This window comes from Desulfomonile tiedjei (genome assembly GCA_016212925.1).
Lineage (GTDB): Bacteria > Desulfobacterota > Desulfomonilia > Desulfomonilales > Desulfomonilaceae > JACRDF01.
The window spans coordinates 118,270-135,523 of sequence record JACRDF010000006.1 but is presented as its reverse complement, the minus strand read 5'-3'; the positions used below and the strand labels follow the sequence as shown (position 1 = coordinate 135,523).

At 54.5% G+C, this 17,254-nt stretch carries 13 protein-coding genes; 7 read left to right on the top strand and 6 right to left on the bottom strand.

The features are described 5' to 3' along the window. Nucleotides 1-56 precede the first annotated feature (56 nt). From HY913_03140 to HY913_03115, 6 genes are all read right to left on the bottom strand, one after another. Nucleotides 57-1,223, bottom strand: coding sequence for a glycosyltransferase (locus HY913_03140; GenBank protein ID MBI4962248.1), 1,167 nt, complete (start codon nucleotides 1,221-1,223; stop codon nucleotides 57-59). A gap of 3 nt (nucleotides 1,224-1,226) precedes the next feature. Beyond that, nucleotides 1,227-2,681, bottom strand: coding sequence for a radical SAM protein (locus tag HY913_03135; GenBank protein MBI4962247.1), 1,455 nt, complete (start codon nucleotides 2,679-2,681; stop codon nucleotides 1,227-1,229). Nucleotides 2,682-2,696: 15 nt separating this feature from the next. Continuing rightward, nucleotides 2,697-3,905: a glycosyltransferase family 2 protein gene (locus HY913_03130; protein ID MBI4962246.1), complete on the bottom strand. Its 1,209-nt coding sequence runs from the start codon at nucleotides 3,903-3,905 to the stop codon at nucleotides 2,697-2,699. Nucleotides 3,906-4,136: 231 nt separating this feature from the next. Continuing rightward, nucleotides 4,137-6,173, bottom strand: a complete 2,037-nt coding sequence (locus tag HY913_03125; protein MBI4962245.1) for a hypothetical protein — start codon at nucleotides 6,171-6,173, stop codon at nucleotides 4,137-4,139. 191 nt (nucleotides 6,174-6,364) lie between these two features. Continuing rightward, nucleotides 6,365-7,027: a nitroreductase family protein gene (locus HY913_03120; GenBank protein ID MBI4962244.1), complete on the bottom strand. Its 663-nt coding sequence runs from the start codon at nucleotides 7,025-7,027 to the stop codon at nucleotides 6,365-6,367. A 92-nt stretch (nucleotides 7,028-7,119) separates the two neighbouring features. Beyond that, entirely contained in the window at nucleotides 7,120-8,601 is a 1,482-nt protein-coding gene (locus HY913_03115; protein ID MBI4962243.1) for a hypothetical protein, read from the bottom strand. Nucleotides 8,602-8,793: 192 nt separating this feature from the next. On the opposite strand from HY913_03115, the gene priA reads away from it, so the two are divergent. The 7 genes from priA to HY913_03080 all read left to right on the top strand — a co-directional run bounded on the left by priA (nucleotide 8,794) and on the right by HY913_03080 (nucleotide 17,221). Then, entirely contained in the window at nucleotides 8,794-11,034 is a 2,241-nt protein-coding gene (priA, locus tag HY913_03110) for a primosomal protein N' (protein MBI4962242.1), read from the top strand. A 421-nt stretch (nucleotides 11,035-11,455) separates the two neighbouring features. After that, the gene (locus HY913_03105; GenBank protein MBI4962241.1) at nucleotides 11,456-11,815 is read left to right on the top strand and encodes a thiol reductase thioredoxin; all 360 of its coding nucleotides are present in this window, start codon (nucleotides 11,456-11,458) and stop codon (nucleotides 11,813-11,815) included. A 14-nt stretch (nucleotides 11,816-11,829) separates the two neighbouring features. Continuing rightward, nucleotides 11,830-12,642: an EF2563 family selenium-dependent molybdenum hydroxylase system protein gene (locus HY913_03100; GenBank protein MBI4962240.1), complete on the top strand. Its 813-nt coding sequence runs from the start codon at nucleotides 11,830-11,832 to the stop codon at nucleotides 12,640-12,642. A gap of 91 nt (nucleotides 12,643-12,733) precedes the next feature. Further along, the gene (locus HY913_03095; protein ID MBI4962239.1) at nucleotides 12,734-13,792 is read left to right on the top strand and encodes an alpha/beta hydrolase; all 1,059 of its coding nucleotides are present in this window, start codon (nucleotides 12,734-12,736) and stop codon (nucleotides 13,790-13,792) included. A 236-nt stretch (nucleotides 13,793-14,028) separates the two neighbouring features. Then, nucleotides 14,029-15,294 carry a hypothetical protein gene (locus HY913_03090; protein ID MBI4962238.1) on the top strand — a complete coding sequence of 422 codons (1,266 nt, stop codon included), beginning with the start codon at nucleotides 14,029-14,031 and terminating at the stop codon, nucleotides 15,292-15,294. A 7-nt stretch (nucleotides 15,295-15,301) separates the two neighbouring features. After that, nucleotides 15,302-16,090, top strand: a complete 789-nt coding sequence (locus HY913_03085; GenBank protein ID MBI4962237.1) for a tetratricopeptide repeat protein — start codon at nucleotides 15,302-15,304, stop codon at nucleotides 16,088-16,090. 351 nt (nucleotides 16,091-16,441) lie between these two features. Continuing rightward, a complete protein-coding gene (locus HY913_03080) occupies nucleotides 16,442-17,221 on the top strand; it encodes an electron transfer flavoprotein subunit beta/FixA family protein (protein ID MBI4962236.1) in 780 nt (259 codons plus the stop codon). Nucleotides 17,222-17,254 lie beyond the last annotated feature (33 nt).

The window sequence follows — 17,254 nt, the reverse complement described above, 5'->3', positions numbered from 1 at the left end:
CTTCTTGGCTGTGGAGAAATTCTATCCGATGGACCTCATGTCGCGCGCAAGGCATTTTAGCCCCTGCACTTGATCCTGGGCCGCCCTTTTCTGTCCGTACTGCTGTCCGCCTGAAAAAAACCCCAATTCCAATTTACCATTGTAATGATGAACAGATACAGGAAGCGCAGGCTTTTACCGATCCGTCGAGACTTCAGATAGAACCATAGGAACATGAGTGGCCACGGCAAGAAGATTATGGGCCAGAAGCGAGGGTCCCACGACAAAAGCCCTATGAAAGCAGCCAGTCCGATTAGGAGAGCAACCGGCACGAAATGTAACTTGCGGAAGAAGCCGTATTTTTTGACAAGGTACCATTGGGACGCGCCGTAACGGCGCATCATCCTCCCAAAATCTCGGTAAGTTTTGGGCCGGTAGTGGCCGACGCAGGCTTCCGGATTGAAGATCAATTTGTACCCGCGGCGCCGAATCTTAAGATCAAGGTCCACGTCTTCTCCCGGCCACAGCGATTCATCGAATCCACCGACCTCTTCCAGGACCTTTTTGCGGTACATTGAATTGCAGGTGGGGTTGTGTTCGGTTTCTTTCAATCGACTGCCGGTCTTTATGTACCCCGTCATGAAGCCGATGCTCTTCAGGAAATCCTGGATGAGCCGCCCTGTCTCGGTTTCATCTTCCGGGCTTTTCTGATCTCCCCCAACCCCGGCAACATCGGGTCCGGTGAACCCTTTCTCCAATTCGGTCAACCAATTCTTGTCCACGATGCAGTCCGCGTCCGTGAAAGCCACCAACTTACCACTAGCCGCCCCAACACCCACATTCCTCGCCCTCGAAGGTCCGCCTTGCGATACCCGCATTACTTTCAACGAAAATCCGGCGGGAAGTTCCTTGTGAAAAGAAGTTGCCTCCGGAGCCCCTTCAAAAAACTCCATATCTCGACCGCTGGAAGGTTTCCGCTCATTGCGGAAGCTTTCCAGCGGACATGATATAGAAGTTTTTGGGGAGGGGTCTGGGGAGGCCCTTTTTACAAAAAGGGCCTCCCCAGAATCTTCTGCCCGGGATTCACAGATCTTTGCGGTTTCGTCAGTGGAGCCGTCGTCGATGATAATTACTTCAAAGTCGTTGCGGTCCAGGGCCGCGAGGGAATCGAGGCATTTTCCAATGGTTTCCTTGGAATTACGGGCAGGTATGACGACCGATATTCTCGGCCTGGGGGGTTCCATTGCTTATGCTGCCCTTATCCTGCTACGCCTTTCGTTCCACAGGTACGACAGAAAGTTCTTCGCGCCCCGAAGCTTGCGGTACAAGTCGGACCGGCTGCGCGTCTGAAGGAGGAATTTCAGCATGTAAGACGGCCGAAAATAGAAACTCCTCAGCCCGCGGTCTACAGCTTCCTTTATGCTTTCTCTGCTCAAACCGGGACAGTTGAGCACAGCGGCTTGTTCGCCATCGTCTAACCATGCGTCCCATTGTTCAGTGGTCAGCCAGCCTTGCTCCCGGCAATAATCAAAATAGTGCGTGCCCGGAAACGGCACCGCGCCGGAAAACTGGACCGTGTGCAGTCCCAGACTGAGAGCGAACCTTATGGTACGGTCCATGGTCTGCTCCGTCTCTCCCGGAAATCCGAGGACAAAGCACCCGTGCACGTCTATCCTTGTCTTGTTCGCCAACTCCATGAAACGCCTGGCATGATCCACTGTTTCTCTTTTGTGCATACGAGTCAACACGTCGTCATCGCCTGATTCGAATCCCACCAACAATTCGCGACAACCCGCGCGCTTGAGCAACCGGAACAACTCTTCATCTGCCGTATCTGTCCGAGCGTTGACAGAAAACGTAATTTTGAGCCCTCTCCGCAATATCTCCTCGCAAATCGCCATCGCATTGGATTTGATCAGAGTGAATGTGTCATCCTCGAAAAAGAATTCACCGCCTCGAACCACCTGCGGGCAGACCTTGATGTCGTGTTCGATCTCATCGACTACGCGCTCGGGAGACCGCAGCCTTATCTTTTGTCCGTGCATCACTTGCGGCCACAAGCAGAAAACGCACCCGTGAGGACACCCCCGGCCTGAAAAAATATCAATGTAAGGATAAAGCTTGGACCCGTCGAAATACTGCATCAAGTCGAGATGATGCCAGGCGGGAAACGGCAGGTCGTCCAGGTTTTGTATCAAAGGCCTCGGTTCGCTTCGCTTCGGGATTCCGTCTTCCAGGAAACAGATCCCCTCCACCGCCTGGGGTTTGTCGAAATGCCTTATCGCATCAAGCACCGTGTAGTCATATTCGCCTATGCAGATAATGTCTACCGCGCCTGCCGCGATTTTTAGGGTCTCTTCAGGGACCGCGGACGCGTGGGGCCCCACCATGATGACTCCGGCCACTCCTGCGTCCTTGCAAATTGAAGCGCATTCAATGTCCGAGTATATCGACGGCGTGGTCGAGTCCAGCACCACGTAGTCAGGGCGTTCTGCCTTTAAGAGTGGTTTCAGGTCCTCTTTGCCCCAGTTCATGGCCGGGAAATCGAACAATTTTACGTTAAACCGAGCTTCTTCCAGTACCGCCGTGGCATATGCCAGCCAGTCCGGCGCCCTGAGAACACGGCCACGCGTTCGCGCCGCCCACCGCTGGGTTCGGTTGAATCCGGGCACGTAGGGTTCGTTTATAACAAGGACTTTAATGCTCAAGAATGCACCTTAGCCTCTGAAGCCATTTGGATCATCCGCGCCAACCATCGCTTCATCGGATTCAGCGGGACTGTGGAGCTTGAACATTCCGAGGAAAAAGGAAGAAAACACCACCTGAAAGCCGATTGCGATCACAGTGGTGGCCACGAAGACTGCATGGGTAGATCCCAGGTACCCCATGTCCCTTGCCAACCACGTGGTCAGAATGGCTATATCTGCGATCACGCCGAGCCATATCATCAACCCGCCCACCACGATACCGGCCTCCAAAGTGAACCAACTGAGTAACCTGCCGAAAAACCGCCCGCTCATCTCAAAGGAATCGTTCATCGCGAAGGCCTTTGCAAATGCGCCTAAAGAGAGTATCTGGAGCCCCAGCATCGAAAATAAGCATCCTAGGGCCAACCAGTGCACGCCCATATAGAACCCCTTGATGAAAACCGGGCCTCTCAAGAGCATAATCTGCAAAACAGCTCCTACGATGAAGAAAAGACCGCCGGGGATGAGATAAAGATAATCGGGGGCGTAAAAGAGCAGAAGCCGCAGAGTGCGCCAACCGTCCCGGAAAGATCTTAAATGAGGTGGCCTGGATCGGCCGTCTACGTGAAGAGTAATCGGCACCTCAGTAATTTTCATCCTCTGGTTGGAAGCCTTGATGATCATCTCGATGGCAAATTCCATACCAACCGCCTGCACGTTGAGCTTGCTAAAGGCCTCCTTGGAAAACCCGCGCATGCCACAGTAGGCGTCGCTGACACCGGTTCGGAAAAATAGGTTCATGGTGCCTGACAGGAACGGGTTCCCGAAAAACCTGTGCAAGGGAGGCATTGCGCCGGGGAGGATGGTTCCCTTGAGCCTCGTCCCCATGACCAGATCGTAACCCTGCCGCAGCTTTTCGATGAACGGCCCCATGCCGCTCCAGTCATAAGAATCGTCGCAGTCGGCCATGATGCAGTAGCGGCCGCGCGCTGACTTGATCGCAGCTTTTAGCGCCGCACCGTACCCCTTGCGAGGCTCAGTTACGACCCGTGCCCCCAACGATTCGGCGATTTGAACGGATCTATCCGTGGAGCCGTTGTCTCCCACCACCACTTCGCCCCTTATCCCAAGAGCTGCGAAGCAGTTCATCGCCTTTCCAATACAGGACGCCACGGTCTCTTCCTCGTCGAGACACGGCATAATAGCTGAAACTTCGATGTCCTGGTCCGGAACGGACATACATTATCTCCATGCAAACGGTATTAACTTTTGATTATGGGGGAAAACGCCCTATTTTTTCAAGGAGTTTGCCACGCGATAGGTCCTAAGCCGGCAATATGCGATCGGGAGGCTATCTCAAAAGTCCAATCCGATTGACGCCAGCCTTTGCTTCATTCTATAGCGGCTGTTCTTCAAGGTTTCAAGACCACCCTGCGCCCGGTACGGTACCGCAATGGCCGGCCCCAGCCATTAACGAGCGCCGCTGATTTCAGGGGACTTTCCGGAATTCGGTCCGCGAGAGATCTCGCCCAGGTAGGAACCCGGAAATTTGAGCACCGGAGTTACGGTGTACGATGCGAGGGCGCCGTCATGAAGCGATGTCCAGAAACGGTTCGGAAAGACGGCAAATACGCGCTTTCCCTTAGTTAGATAGAACTCCACGATCTTGGGAAAGTCCGCGAAGTTGTCTTGGCTGGGAAGCGCGATCCTGACCCTGTCCTGCTCGATCAACCTCATGAACGGATCTATGAAGGGAGCAGTGAAAAGGATCGAATCAGCAGGAACAACTTGGAGCGCCTGCCCGCCTATTGAGTAGTTTATGGCTCTTTGCCCCCGGTGTCTGGGGTAATCGTACAAGAAAGCTACGGCCGCGGACCAACTCATTGCAGCCGTCAGCACAACCCACCCCGCACTGCGTAAGACGTTCGCTCCCTCAGACTTCAGGAGAAAGCCTGCGGCCAAGAGCACTAGGAGACACCCAGCCATCAACAGCGGCAGCAACAGAAGGGTGAACTCTAAGGTCTGTAAGTCTGTGGTCAATTCCTCCGTCAACAGGAAATAAGTCGCCAACGTCGCGAACGACACCAGCAGAAATGTGCTCCAGCGAAAAGGACATCCCCATTGAACGCCCAATTCCCTGATAGCGTACGCGGACAGGATGGCGACAAATGGCAATAACGTGGTGAAATAACGATAATTAAGGCACAACCCCCCGTACTCGTGGGGATTGTAACAATAGAACGCGGTCACTGAGATCGGTACAAGCAAGAGCAAACTCAAGGGCATGAAGTCTTTGTCCCCGCGCAAAATTCTCACCACCGGAATCATGAGTATCGCGAGGAAAGGCAGGCTTTGCAGAAGGGCCTTTTTGTGGGCACCGAGGTAGATTACCCCTCCCCCGGGAGTCCTACCGGCTGCCGGCATAGCGTAATTCGGGTCGAGAGCGCGGATATCTATCAGCGACGTGTAAAGATTGTTAAGCATCTGGTTCACGTGTGGCCCGGTTTCCGGTAGAACGGCCAACAAACAGGCTGCCACGACACCCGCAACAAGTATTTTGTTCCTGTGAACGCGAACCCGGTTAACGAATGGGCCACGCGTGACCACCCATGCTGCCGTCACGACGGCCAAAAAAGCCAAGGTCGTGTAAACAGGAATCTGACTGCCGTCCCCGTAAGACAAGGGGGTCAGCTGGCCGAATTTTTTCAGATTTGTGACGGCCAACACGCTGAGCCCCGGAACGGCCCCCACGGCAACAGCGAAGGCTTCGGCGAAGCGCGTCGGCCGCGCAAAGAGGAACGGCAAGATCAGCGCAGGAAAAACCAGGAACGCGTCCATCCGCACACCAGGGGCGAATCCCGCGACAATCCCCGCAGCGCCAGCCAGGTAAATCGCCTTTCTCGTGCCTTCGGAGAGGTAGGCACTAACTGCCAAGTAGAACGCAGCAATCACGAAAAGCATCGCAGTGGCATGCGGCCATCCAGCCTGGGAATATTCCCAAGAGAAGGTGGCTAGAACCAGTATCAGGCAAGAGTTCAAGGCAAGATCGACATCATGAAACAGTTTCTTGCCTATGGCAAAACACAGGGCCACCACGCCAACAAAGCAAATCGAATTAAGCACAAACAGGCCGAAAAAGCCCAACATCCGGTACAGGGGAAAAGCCAACACAGGAAACAAATAAGGATACTGAGAAACCAGCCTGCCATCGCGAGGTGTTAAGAAGCGGGATGACAGCTCCGGTGAAGGAAATTCGCCATATCCGTTCCAGATTTCCAATCCCCAGGTTTGGGAAAAGTTTTTCGCCATAAAGTGATTTACGGCCTCATCGATACTCAGATAACCGGGAACGGTAAAATACAAGGTTATCAGGACGTGAACTACCGCAAGCGCTATCAACAATGCGCTCTTAAGCAATATTGGATTAGGAGTCGCCCAGATGCCGGGTCCACGGCTCTCGACGTCAGTGCCTGGTGATGAGACTATCTTTGCCTGAGGATTTGTCACTGAAGCGATCCTGCGTATATCCGCATTGGGATTTGTTCCGGCCAGCTAGGCATCGCGGAGCATCCAGCACGGTCTTCCGTTGGAATTTAAATTCAGAGGCGTTCTTAACCAAAAGCCTTACACGGTGCCTCCATCAAATTGCAGAAGCCGCTTGTGCTCGGAATCCTGAATGACGGTTTTGTCGGAATTCGCTATTTTCCGGATTTGGGCAAGCCCACCGTTTGAGCGAAGGTAATCCTTTGATCCGGTCGCAACTTCAGGGCTTCACCCAATTTGGGCTTGTCTATTCCTGCCCGAAAAACTGTGGCCAGGTTTTCGCTGGCACAATACAGGTAGACATTCTGGGCGATAAAAGCCGCGTCAGCCGCAGCAAGAAGTGTCTTTACCGATTCGTCCGCTTCATTCATTCGTGCCAGGTCCGCAACATAGACCAGGTTGATGGCCGCGTCTTTGAAATACGACTGCGTGCCCGTCAGCATACGTAAATCCCCCGGCACTACAGGAAGCAAGGCGTTCCCCTTGGGGTCGTAGATGTAGGCACCATCAGCCATAGTCACATACAAGTCCGTCTCCTGCTTGTTGTAAGCGGAGGGCGCGGTGCGTTTTCCGGAATCCGGTCTGCTGATGCCCCACGCTGCCCAAAGCAGGTTCGAAAGGGTCTGCTGCGGCAGGTTCCCGCTGCTGTACTCCCTTGAAGTCTTTCTCTCCTTCAGCGCTTGTACCAATGATTTGCTTTGATCCAGTTTGGGTTCGGGAAGCTGAATCGGCTTCATCTCTTGACCGAAAGCCGGGACCAGAATACCTGCGCAGAAAATCAAACATGCTGCAATAATAATGGGCGTTCTTGTTTTCATTGCATCCCTCTCTTAATTTTTTATTACGTTTACGCGATCCAAGAGGCCATGTCAATTTGACGGCCATTCGCTCCATGCAACGACAACTCGCATCACTCCTTGGCAGGGACGACCTTATAGAGGCGCCACCGCCCCTCCGGCGTTACCCGCACCATCCTCGGGTTAGCGCCGGCAATCGCATGGGTCTGTTGAGTCCCGTTGATCAAGACCCAATCGAAATAATTCAGGTCAGACTCCTTGACCCTGTCGGGGAACCACTCCAGCCCCCCTGTCCACTGTCTGATGAAGCGCTCTTTGTACACGACGAGACACGGGGCGAACTCGGCAAAAGAGAAATTAAGGATTCCGCCTTTCATGACCTGCCCATACGCGAACATCTGAATAAAGGGGTAGCCTCTGACTATTTCGCTCTGATGAACCATGTTCAACCCAAGCAGCCGCGGGGAATTGGGGAGCGCCTGCAAAGCTTCCGGCAACCCGGACAGCTCCTTTTTTTCAAATGTCAGCCACGCAAAAGAGACGGGTACGCAAAACGCGGCGAGCAGAAGGATCGCAGCTCCCTGCCTGAGCAAAGGCCGGACAGTTGGCGCCGGCATCGCAAGAATGAGCAGAATTACGGCTATGGGCATCCATCTGTTCGCGAACCTAATCGTGTTCATGTACTTATCAGGCAGTGCCAGGACGAACACGAAAAACATGCCCGCTGCCAGAAGAAGTTCCCAGTCTATCCTTTCACCGATTTCCCGCCGGTTTTGCCATACGGACAAGAGAATCCATCCAACAGCCAGACCGAAAATCACGTTTTCCAGAGGGCCCCGAATTCCCCCCAAAGCCGCGTCGGTCAGCCAGTCGAACGACAAGCGAGAAATCGGGTTAGTTCCCCATAGAGCAGGAGTATCCATGGTCGAGGCTGACAGAATCGGGTACCAGATCGCGATGACCACAACCAGCGGAATGACATAAGCCGCACGGGTAAGGGCAACTCGCGCGGGACTGCGAAAAACCAAATTGTGGATCAATAACCACGCGATCCCGGCGACCAACCACAGCACGTGGCTCATATATAATAGAAGCCCCGTACCTATCCAAATCAAGGCCTCTGACGCAGAAAATCCCTTCGCCGGTTTCTTGGTGGTCAGAGAGAACCAGATCAGAAACGCAGGCCAGCCCACCGCAAAGCTATAAAAGCCCCAGTAAATTATGTGGTTGAAAAAGAACAGAGACGCCAGAGTAGCCGAGGCGGCAGACCGATTCCTCCGCTGGGCTATGACATGAATAGCTACTATCCAGAGCAAGCCTATGGCCGCCATTGCCGCTCGGCCCGCATCCATACCGCCGAATAGACCCCAAGATGCGCCGAGAATCAGATAAGACAGAATGCGAGGCGTGTACCACTGGATAGTGTATGGGCTTCCTGACGGATCTTTTAGGGTCTCGACGAGGAGCCTTATCTGAGCAGACTCCTGGGGCAAATCCGTTATCGGGGGGAATTGCGTAATGGCAAATGGGATTGCCACGAACAGGCAACTTACAATCGCCAATACCCAGCGAGGTATGCCGGAAGGATGGTCCATAAAGGCAACTCTATCACTCGATCAGCAGCCGTTTCAAGGACTGTCGACTCAACTCGGACGCACACACACTGCTCCGCGTAAGACACCTTGTCAATGACCGGGGGGTTTGATAATTCTCTTTGGCCCGGTGACCTATCCTGGAAATCTTTAAGGGCGCGCCGGCGGAAAGAACCCCTTCTCGGGTCCAAGCGCATGGGTGAGACCGAACATTTAGTCGATGTGGCGATTCCCCTTCCCCTTGAAGGCCCTTTCACTTATAGGGTGCCGGAGGAGCTTGTCACCCAGGCGCAGATGGGACGGCGAATCCTGGTGCCATTCCGGAACAAGATCCGAACCGGTTTCATAGTTGGTCCTGGATCCGGTGATTATTCCCCGGAGGATATCAAGGACGCTTTAGAGATTCCGGACGAGGCCCCCTATTTGACTTCCGAATTGTGGGAATTCATGCGTTGGGTGGCCGACTATTATCTGCTCCCTTCAGGCCTTGTACTCAAAACTGCTCTTCCCCCGGGATCGAATACGCGCTCGCAGCCGTGGGTGATCTTAACATCCGAAGGCCGACAAAGTCTCGTGAAAAAGGAAGACGAACTTTGCTTTCCTGTTCCCCGCAGGCTGCGCAAGACCGGCGCCATGCCCCGAAAGGAATTTGATGCGCTTGTAGCATCGTCCGAATTGAACCAAGCTCTTGAACGAGGCTGGGTTCGTATTGAAGAGCGAATTGCCCGTCCCAGGACCACGCTCCGAGAAAAAAATCTCCCGGGCCTACTTGACCCCGCCGGAGCCGGCGTGATTCCCGCGGAACAAATTCCCGATTTAACATCGGATCAGAGTTCAGCAGTGGGGAAGATAGGAACGGCCATATCCTCCGGAGGGTTTCATCCCTATCTGCTCTTCGGGGTAACCGGCTCCGGCAAGACCGAGGTCTACCTCAGGCTTATTGATAAAACCCTTAAAGAAGGGAAAGGGGTCCTGGTTTTGGTCCCCGAAATAGCCCTGACTCCTCAACTGGCCCGTCGTTTCCTGAGGCGGCTTGGCGGCGGGGTCGGACTGCTTCATAGCGGTCTCACGCCGTCGCAAAGGCTGGATGAATGGCGCCGCATACGGTCCGGCCAGGTAAATGTTCTGATAGCGGCTCGATCCGGGATCTTCGCCCCTATGGAGCACCTCGGTCTTATCATTGTGGACGAGGAACATGACCCTTCGTACAAGCAGGAGGACAGTTGCCCGTACAACGCCCGCGACATGGCGCTGGCCAGAGCGAAATTAGTCGACGCTTGCGTCGTGCTGGGAAGCGCCACCCCTTCGTTTGAAACCTTCGTGAACGCGCAACGCGGCAAAGTTACGCGTGTTGATTTGCCTAAACGGTATCACGGCGGCGCTCTTCCCGCGGTCGAACTGATCGACTTGAAAGCTTTCAAGGACAAGGAAGTGAAGAAGTCCCTCCTCACGCGCCCGCTCGTTCATGCCATAAGAGAAACCCTCGAGCGCGGCGAACAGGTGGTTCTGTTTCTGAACAGGAGGGGATTCGACACATTTGTCCAATGCAGGTCCTGCGGGCATGTCTTCAAATGTCCCAACTGCGACATCAGCCTGACTCATCACAAGAAAGCCAGAGATGTCCGGTGCCATATCTGCGGTTTTTCAAAGGCCGCTCCACCGCTTTGTCCGGAGTGTTCCGGAGGCGACCTGTTCTTTGGTGGAATCGGGACCCAGAAAGTAGAAGAAGAATTGGCCGCCCTGTTCCCCGAGGCGCGTGTGGAAAGGCTCGACCGTGATTCGACAAGGCGGCGGGGAAAACTGGAGTCGCTTTTGGATCGCTTCCGGAAAAAGGAGATAGACATCCTCACCGGTACCCAGATGATAGTCAAAGGCCATGATTTTCCCGGCATCGCCCTGGTGGGAGTTCTCTGCGGCGACCTTTCCTTGCACTTCCCGGATTTCAGGGCAGCTGAAAGGACCTTCCAGATGCTCACCCAGGTGGCAGGTCGTACCGGACGAGAAAGCGATTCGGGCCGCGTCTTGCTCCAGACCTTTGATCCCAACCACGAGGCCATCAGGCACGCGGCTCTTCATGCGTATGAGCGGTTTTTCGAGAGCGACTCCGCCCTTCGAAAAGAACTTCTATATCCGCCGTTCGGTCACCTGGTTCTTGTGCGAGTGGAAGGGAACATCGAGAAGCGGGTGGAAAACAGGGCCATCAAAATCGGCCGAGCCGCGAGGCTTCTCAAAGGACCCTCCAAAGAAGTGATGATCCTCGGGCCCGCTCCCTCTCCCCGAAAAAAGGTGATAGGAAAGTTTCGATGGCAGGTCCTTTTCAAGGCCTCACGCAGAGGCCCTCTTCGTGATTTGGTCAAGGCTCTCGTCAAAGAAGGTCACTTGAAAGCCCAGGGGCTGAAGGTGGTCATTGACGTCGACCCCATTGACATGCTTTAGCGTCCGACGCCTCAGTCAAGACTTGTGTCTTTCTTCATTTCGCGTGTGAGTAGAGAAATTATTTCCGAGTGCCATTGCCGGTTTGCCCAGCAGTGCCCCCCGATGTAAAACCACTTTAGCAGTTCTCGAAGGGTATCACGGATTGCCACCAAATACAGAAGGCATCGTATGACAGAAGGAGCTGCTGTAGTTGGTCTCCATAGCTCTTCCCGAATGAGATCCACCCGCGTGCCTGACCCACCACTGTGTTAGTGGACAGCTGGCGGATGAACCCGAGAGATTACTATTCCCATCGTGGCTGAAGTGAAGTAAACTATTTAATAGTAGTTGCCCACCCGGAGGTTAAATGAACAAAACGGGCACGATAATAGTAACTGTAGTAGTCTTTTTTATCGTCGGTGGGCTCATTGTCGGCTTGTCAATGTATAAGAAGGGCGCTGTTCAGCCACAATCAAGCAATCTTAAGAATTTTACCGACGAGAATTTTCAGGCAGATGTGGTGGAGGCATCCAAATCTCAGCCCATCCTGGTGGATTTCTACGCGGACTGGTGCTTTCCATGCCGTATGCTCGATCCCGTACTCGAAGAAGTAGCCCGCGATTTGAACGGCCGCGCTGTCATAGGTAAACTGGACACGGACAAGAACCTGATCGCCCGACGCTTCGGTGTTAATAAGATACCAGCATTATTCGTAATCCGCGACGGGGAAATAAAAGACAGTTTCTTTGGGGTGGTATCCAAGGAAACCATTGTCAAAGCGTTAAAAGATTACGGCGGCTGAACGCCGAATATTGAATGCCAAACAACCTCTTTGACCTAAAAATCATGATTCGGGGCGCGGGTGAAATGGCCACCGGGACCGCGTGCCGGCTCCATCGGTCCGGGTTCTACAAGATCCTGATGACCGAGGTTGCGCAGCCTCTTGCGGTACGGCGTTTGGTCAGTTTTTGCGATGCCGTTTACCAGGGCACGACCACGGTTGAAGGTGTGCAGGCCGTAGCCATTTCTACTCCCGATCAGGCAGTGGGCCTGTGGAACGAGAGGCTCGTCCCGGTCCTGGTGGATCCCAAGAACAACTCCAGAACTGCTATCAAGCCTGACATCATTGTCGACGCCATCCTGGCCAAGCGCAATCTCGGGACCGGTATCGGCGATGCCACATTGGTGATCGGTTTGGGGCCCGGTTTCTGCGCGGGCAGAGATGTTCATTGCGTAATAGAGACCAACCGAGGCCACAATCTTGCGCGACCGATATTGGACGGCGAAGCCGACCCGGACACAGGAATTCCCGGTGACATCGGGGGGGCCACCACGGCCAGAGTTCTGCGAGCGCCCGCGGATGGGGTCTTCGAGTCGGACCTGGAAATAGGGGCCTTTGTCAAAAAAGGACAGACCATCGGCCACGTTTCTGGCAAACGGGTCACTGCGGGCGTGGGGGGCGTCTTGCGGGGCTTGATAAGGTCCTCCACCCCAGTCAATAAAGGTCTTAAAATCGGAGACGTGGACCCACGGGAAAACGTACAATATTGCAGCACCATTTCGGAAAAGGCTCGAGCCATCGGTGGTAGTGTCCTGGAAGCTATTCTTGCTCGTTTTAACCAACCTTGAAGGCACTAGGGCCTGCCGTCGACCGTAACGTAACATCGAACATAATCCAATTGCCGGCGCTGGAGCGCCATATCCACAGGGAGACCGAGACATGGGAGACCCTTCGTCTTCGGTGATTCATGGGACCCCGGTAGACCAGCGGACTGACGGCCCTGGGGTGACACGCATCGATTCGGCCGATCCCGCTGCCTCCATGTACGATCTCTTGGCCAAAGTCCGTAGCCCCGTGACCCTGCGCGACATGATGATATTTCCGGTGCGGGCCGTATACGCGGGCCAGATGCCTCCCGGCGGGCTGGAAGCCATACCACACTGGGATCATATGTTCCCGAACGTGACCGTCGAGGAGATGTATGTGCCCTCACCTGACGGTCCGGTCCGCTGCCAAGTGTACCGCCCGGATGCGACGGCGCAGAACAGGCCGATGATGCTGTACGTCCACGGCGGCGGCTTCATGCTAGGCCGCTCGGAGGATACCGACTACATAACGCGCAGGATCTGCGCAGAAAACGGCGTCATCGTCGTCAGCGTCAACTACCGTCTGGCGCCGGAATGGCCCTTCCCTGCCGGACTTGATGACTGTTTGGCGGTCTACTGCTGGATGCGCGAACACGGTCCCGATATCGGAGGAGACCCAGGAAGAGTCGGCGTCGCGGGTGATTCCTCCGGGGGCAACTTTGCGGCGGTGTTGCCGTTGCTGGCTCGATCGCAAAATCTGGCCCCGCCCGATGTATCGGTAATGTTCGCGCCCGTGCTCGATTTTCTATTCGAAGAATACGAGTCCTTCAATAGGATGGCCCCCACTGGAGTGGTTTATGATGCGCCCTTCATGGGCTTCGCGCGCGGGGCGTATTGCCGCTACTCCGAATGGACGCATCCCCACGTGAGTCCCTTGCGGGGGGACCTGGGCGGCTTTCCCAACGCCATGATCATTGTCGGGACGCATGACCCGATAGTGGATAGCTGCTTAGAATTCGCGCGCAAGCTCCGGACTTCGGCTTCAAATCAGGTCGAACTCTTCGTTCGCGAAGGCATGCCGCACGGGTTCTATTTTTGGCCTGACTTGTTCCCGCAGGAAGAAGAGGCCTATGGTGCTCTCGCCGTTTTCCTGCGACGCCACCTCGGCGGCGCAACTCAATCCGGCATCTAATTGATTTGATGACCTTTTCGTAGTTCAGTCCGGGCGCCTTGCAATTGTTTGAACATGGCACATTTCCCTTGGCGGAATATGGCGTCATTTCAATTTCCACGGGCGTTCTTCTAGCGTCGGAGTCATCCAATGCACTATTGTTATTGAAATTTATCGTGTTTTGCAGTATAGATGTAGAATACCCCGGCATAATTTCAGGGGGCTCCTGCTTAAATTAAACTTTTAGAGGGTTTGAGTTGGGTAGAAGAATAATTGCAATTTTAGCGCTTCCAGTGCTGTTCTGGTGGTTGGGGGAGGGTTACGCTGGCAGCGGAAAAATCGGGCCTGTGCAGGCGGACTCTAATCTCGGCGCTTCGTCTTCGACATTCAGGTCCTTTGATCGTAAACCGACTGAAGCCATACATCTTGCCCAGGCTTCTCGCTCAAAAGGCAAGCAGGGAACAGGTAAAACCGACAAACGCGCGCCTGCGGAGAGCGATTCCGCTTTGTACAAAGATACTGTCAGGCTGACCAGGGGCAACGAGTTCAATCTCCTGTCACGAGACCCCCTCGACCAGCTTCAATTGGACAATATCCAGCCGCTGTACACGTCTCCTCGCCTTCCCAGCGAAGGTGTGTGGGAGTCCTCAGGTTCCCCCAGGGACGCTGCCGGCAGGCCGATGGCTTACAAGACGTTTTACCGGCCGAGCGTGGATTTCCCCAATGCTGTGGTTTACATGATGGTCGTGGATATGAGCAAGGCCTTCATGCAGTACTATGTGGGATCGCAGGAACCGGGCGCTCCCGCAGCCAGCTCCGAGGTTGAGTCTGACATGCGGTCCAGGATAATGGCCGTTACCAATGCAATGTGGATGCAGCGTCATTCCAGCGGCGCGGGGGCCATGTTCAGGGGCAAAGTCGTCTATCCCCTAGTTGACGGGATGGCCACACTGATAGTGTATAAGGATGGATCGGTAGACGTTCGTGAATGGAGTTCGGAGATCCCCGTCGGCCTGGTGCGTGACGCGCGGCAGCTGCGGCATTTGATCGTTAAGGACGGGATGGTAGTTCAGTCTGTGGTACGCAACGGCCGGAAGGAAGACGCGGAAATAGGCTTGGGATTCCTGCTCGGAGGCGGCGGAAAGGATCAGGATGGGAAGCATTTCTGGTATGTCGCACACCGCAGCGCGTTTGGGATCCGCAAGGACGGCAATGTGGTCTTCGCCATCGGGCATCACATTGGGACCAAGGACCTTGCCAAAGCCCTTGTGCTTGCCGGATGCGAGCGCGGGATTCACGCGGACGCGAACCCTCACAACATAGTAGGAAACCTGTACCTGAGGGACTCCTACGGTAATCTGGTCCGGAAGCTCAAACTGTCCCCTGAACAGTCCAAGTACACTCTGGAACGATATGAGGACGCATATTCAAAGGACTTCTTTGCTTTCTTCTTTAAAGAATCCGTGTGCCCCGTCGGCCATGCCATGAATCGCAGCGACACCTCGGTTCGTCGTAATCAGTGAGGCGGTTATGAACAAGATTAAGACGCTACCAATGGCTGTGTTCGTACTCGCCGTCGCCACGGCCGTCGCAACCTCTCCCTCATGGGGTGCCAATTCCCAGGAAGCAAACAACGGTCATAGTTCAGACCTGATCGGCCTCGCGATCACGAAAGCGAACTCCGGGGACCTTGACGAAGCTCTGGATTTGTTTAATCGGGCTTTGAGCGCTTCCAGCAACAGTGTGACAGCGTTGTACAACCGCGGGAAGGTGTCTCTGATTCAAGGCCGCGTGGAAAAAGCTCTTGCCGACCTCGACAAAGCCATCAAACTGGATCCTCAGCTCGAAGGGGCCTACATGGCTCGCGGCATGGCCCACAGGTTGCGCGGTGATTTCACAAAGGCCTTCAAGGACTTCAACAAAGCCATAAGCCTAAATTCCGAGAACACCGAAGCGTTGATTAATCGGGCGGCCCTGTATTTCGATACGGGTGAACCGGAGAATGCACTGCAAGATCTCTCTCGACTCATCGAACTTAATCCGCTCATGATGACCGCGTTAGGAAACCGAGCTTATATCCTGGAACAACTGGGACGATATGGTGAGGCCATCAAGGACCTTACGGAGATTCTGGCCCAGGAACCTAATAATATCATGGCCATGAAGCATCTGGGATCTATCTACAGACAGAAGGGCGAAGCGGCCAATGCATCGAGATGGTACAGAATGGCGTTAAAGGTCGAAGAGGACGAGAGCAACAAGAATCGTCTCAACGCCGAGATCGTGGATCTGGAGCGGAAAGCCAAACAGAGCCGGTGAAGGACGACGCTTGTCGCGCGGATGAAGGACGCGCCTCTCCGGCTGTTATCAAACATGCCCGCCTTTGAAATTGCTAGTCGTCGAACCTTCCCTCTCTTCGAGGGCGGAGTCCCGAGGCCATCACCGCCGCGGTTTTGTTAACTTTTTCCTTGACTCACGAATCAACCCTCGTTAAACTCGAAAAGTTTTGCAGCAAGTTGACCCTGGAACTCCCTACCCACTTCTGAGCGGTCTTGTCCGCGGGTTGCACCCCAATGGGAAAGCATGTAGGAACGGCTGGAGGGGCGCAGGGGCGAAACATTAACAGAAGCTGGGCCACACGCTAAGAAATAGTCGAAAGGAGGATTATCCTTGAAATCACTGGTATGCCTGAAACAGGTCCCTGACACGGAAACGCAGATCAAGGTCAACGCGGACGGGACTGGTATAGTGACTGATGGAATCAAGTACGTCATCAATCCCTACGATGAATTCAGTGTCGAAGAGGCGCTCCGTCTCAAGGAGAAATTCAAAGAGGGAGAGGTCGTAATCTTGACCATCGGCCCTGATCGCGCTACCGAGGCGATACGGACTGCGCTGGCTATGGGGGCCGATCGAGGTGTTCATGTTAGCGACGAAGCCCTGAACCAGGCTGACCCTCTCGTCAGTGCTCAAGCTCTGGCCGCTGCAGCGGCCCAACTGCAATACGACATTATTTTCTGCGGCCACCGCGCGATTGACGATGACTTCGCCGCCACCGGTGCAATGCTTGCGGAATTGCTCAAGCTGCCCCAGGTCACCCTGGTGACGAAGGTGGAGGTGTCTGACGACAAGAAAAGCGCGGTCGTGGAAAGAGACGTGGAAGGCGGAAAAGAAATCGTCGAAGTGTCGTTGCCCTGCGTGGTGACATCCCAGAAAGGCCTCAATGAGCCGCGGTATGCGTCGCTGCCTGGTATCATGAAGGCCAAAAAGAAGCCGATCGACAAAAAAACGGCAGCTGACCTTGGCGTGAGTGCAGACCCGAAATTGCAATCGAAGAACTACACCATGCCGCCTGAACGACAGGCCGGGAAGAAGTTCGAAGGGCTGGAACCGGAGGAAGCGGCTAAGGTGGTTGTACAGGCGCTTCGCAACGAAGCCAAGATAATCTGACGGCATTTTTGACGAACGAGAAGACGTGACATC

Bases quoted from the DNA above. Each gene is read 5' to 3' on its own strand.
- HY913_03140 (MBI4962248.1), bottom strand. From the start codon at position 1,223: ATGGAACCCCCCAGGCCGAGAATATCGGTCGTCATACCTGCCCGTAAT.
- HY913_03130 (MBI4962246.1), bottom strand. From the start codon at position 3,905: ATGTCCGTTCCGGACCAGGACATCGAAGTTTCAGCTATTATGCCGTGT.
- HY913_03120 (MBI4962244.1), bottom strand. From the start codon at position 7,027: ATGAAAACAAGAACGCCCATTATTATTGCAGCATGTTTGATTTTCTGC.
- HY913_03115 (MBI4962243.1), bottom strand. From the start codon at position 8,601: ATGGACCATCCTTCCGGCATACCTCGCTGGGTATTGGCGATTGTAAGT.
- priA (MBI4962242.1), top strand. From the start codon at position 8,794: ATGGGTGAGACCGAACATTTAGTCGATGTGGCGATTCCCCTTCCCCTT.
- HY913_03105 (MBI4962241.1), top strand. From the start codon at position 11,456: ATGTATAAGAAGGGCGCTGTTCAGCCACAATCAAGCAATCTTAAGAAT.
- HY913_03100 (MBI4962240.1), top strand. From the start codon at position 11,830: ATGCCAAACAACCTCTTTGACCTAAAAATCATGATTCGGGGCGCGGGT.
- HY913_03095 (MBI4962239.1), top strand. From the start codon at position 12,734: ATGGGAGACCCTTCGTCTTCGGTGATTCATGGGACCCCGGTAGACCAG.
- HY913_03085 (MBI4962237.1), top strand. From the start codon at position 15,302: ATGAACAAGATTAAGACGCTACCAATGGCTGTGTTCGTACTCGCCGTC.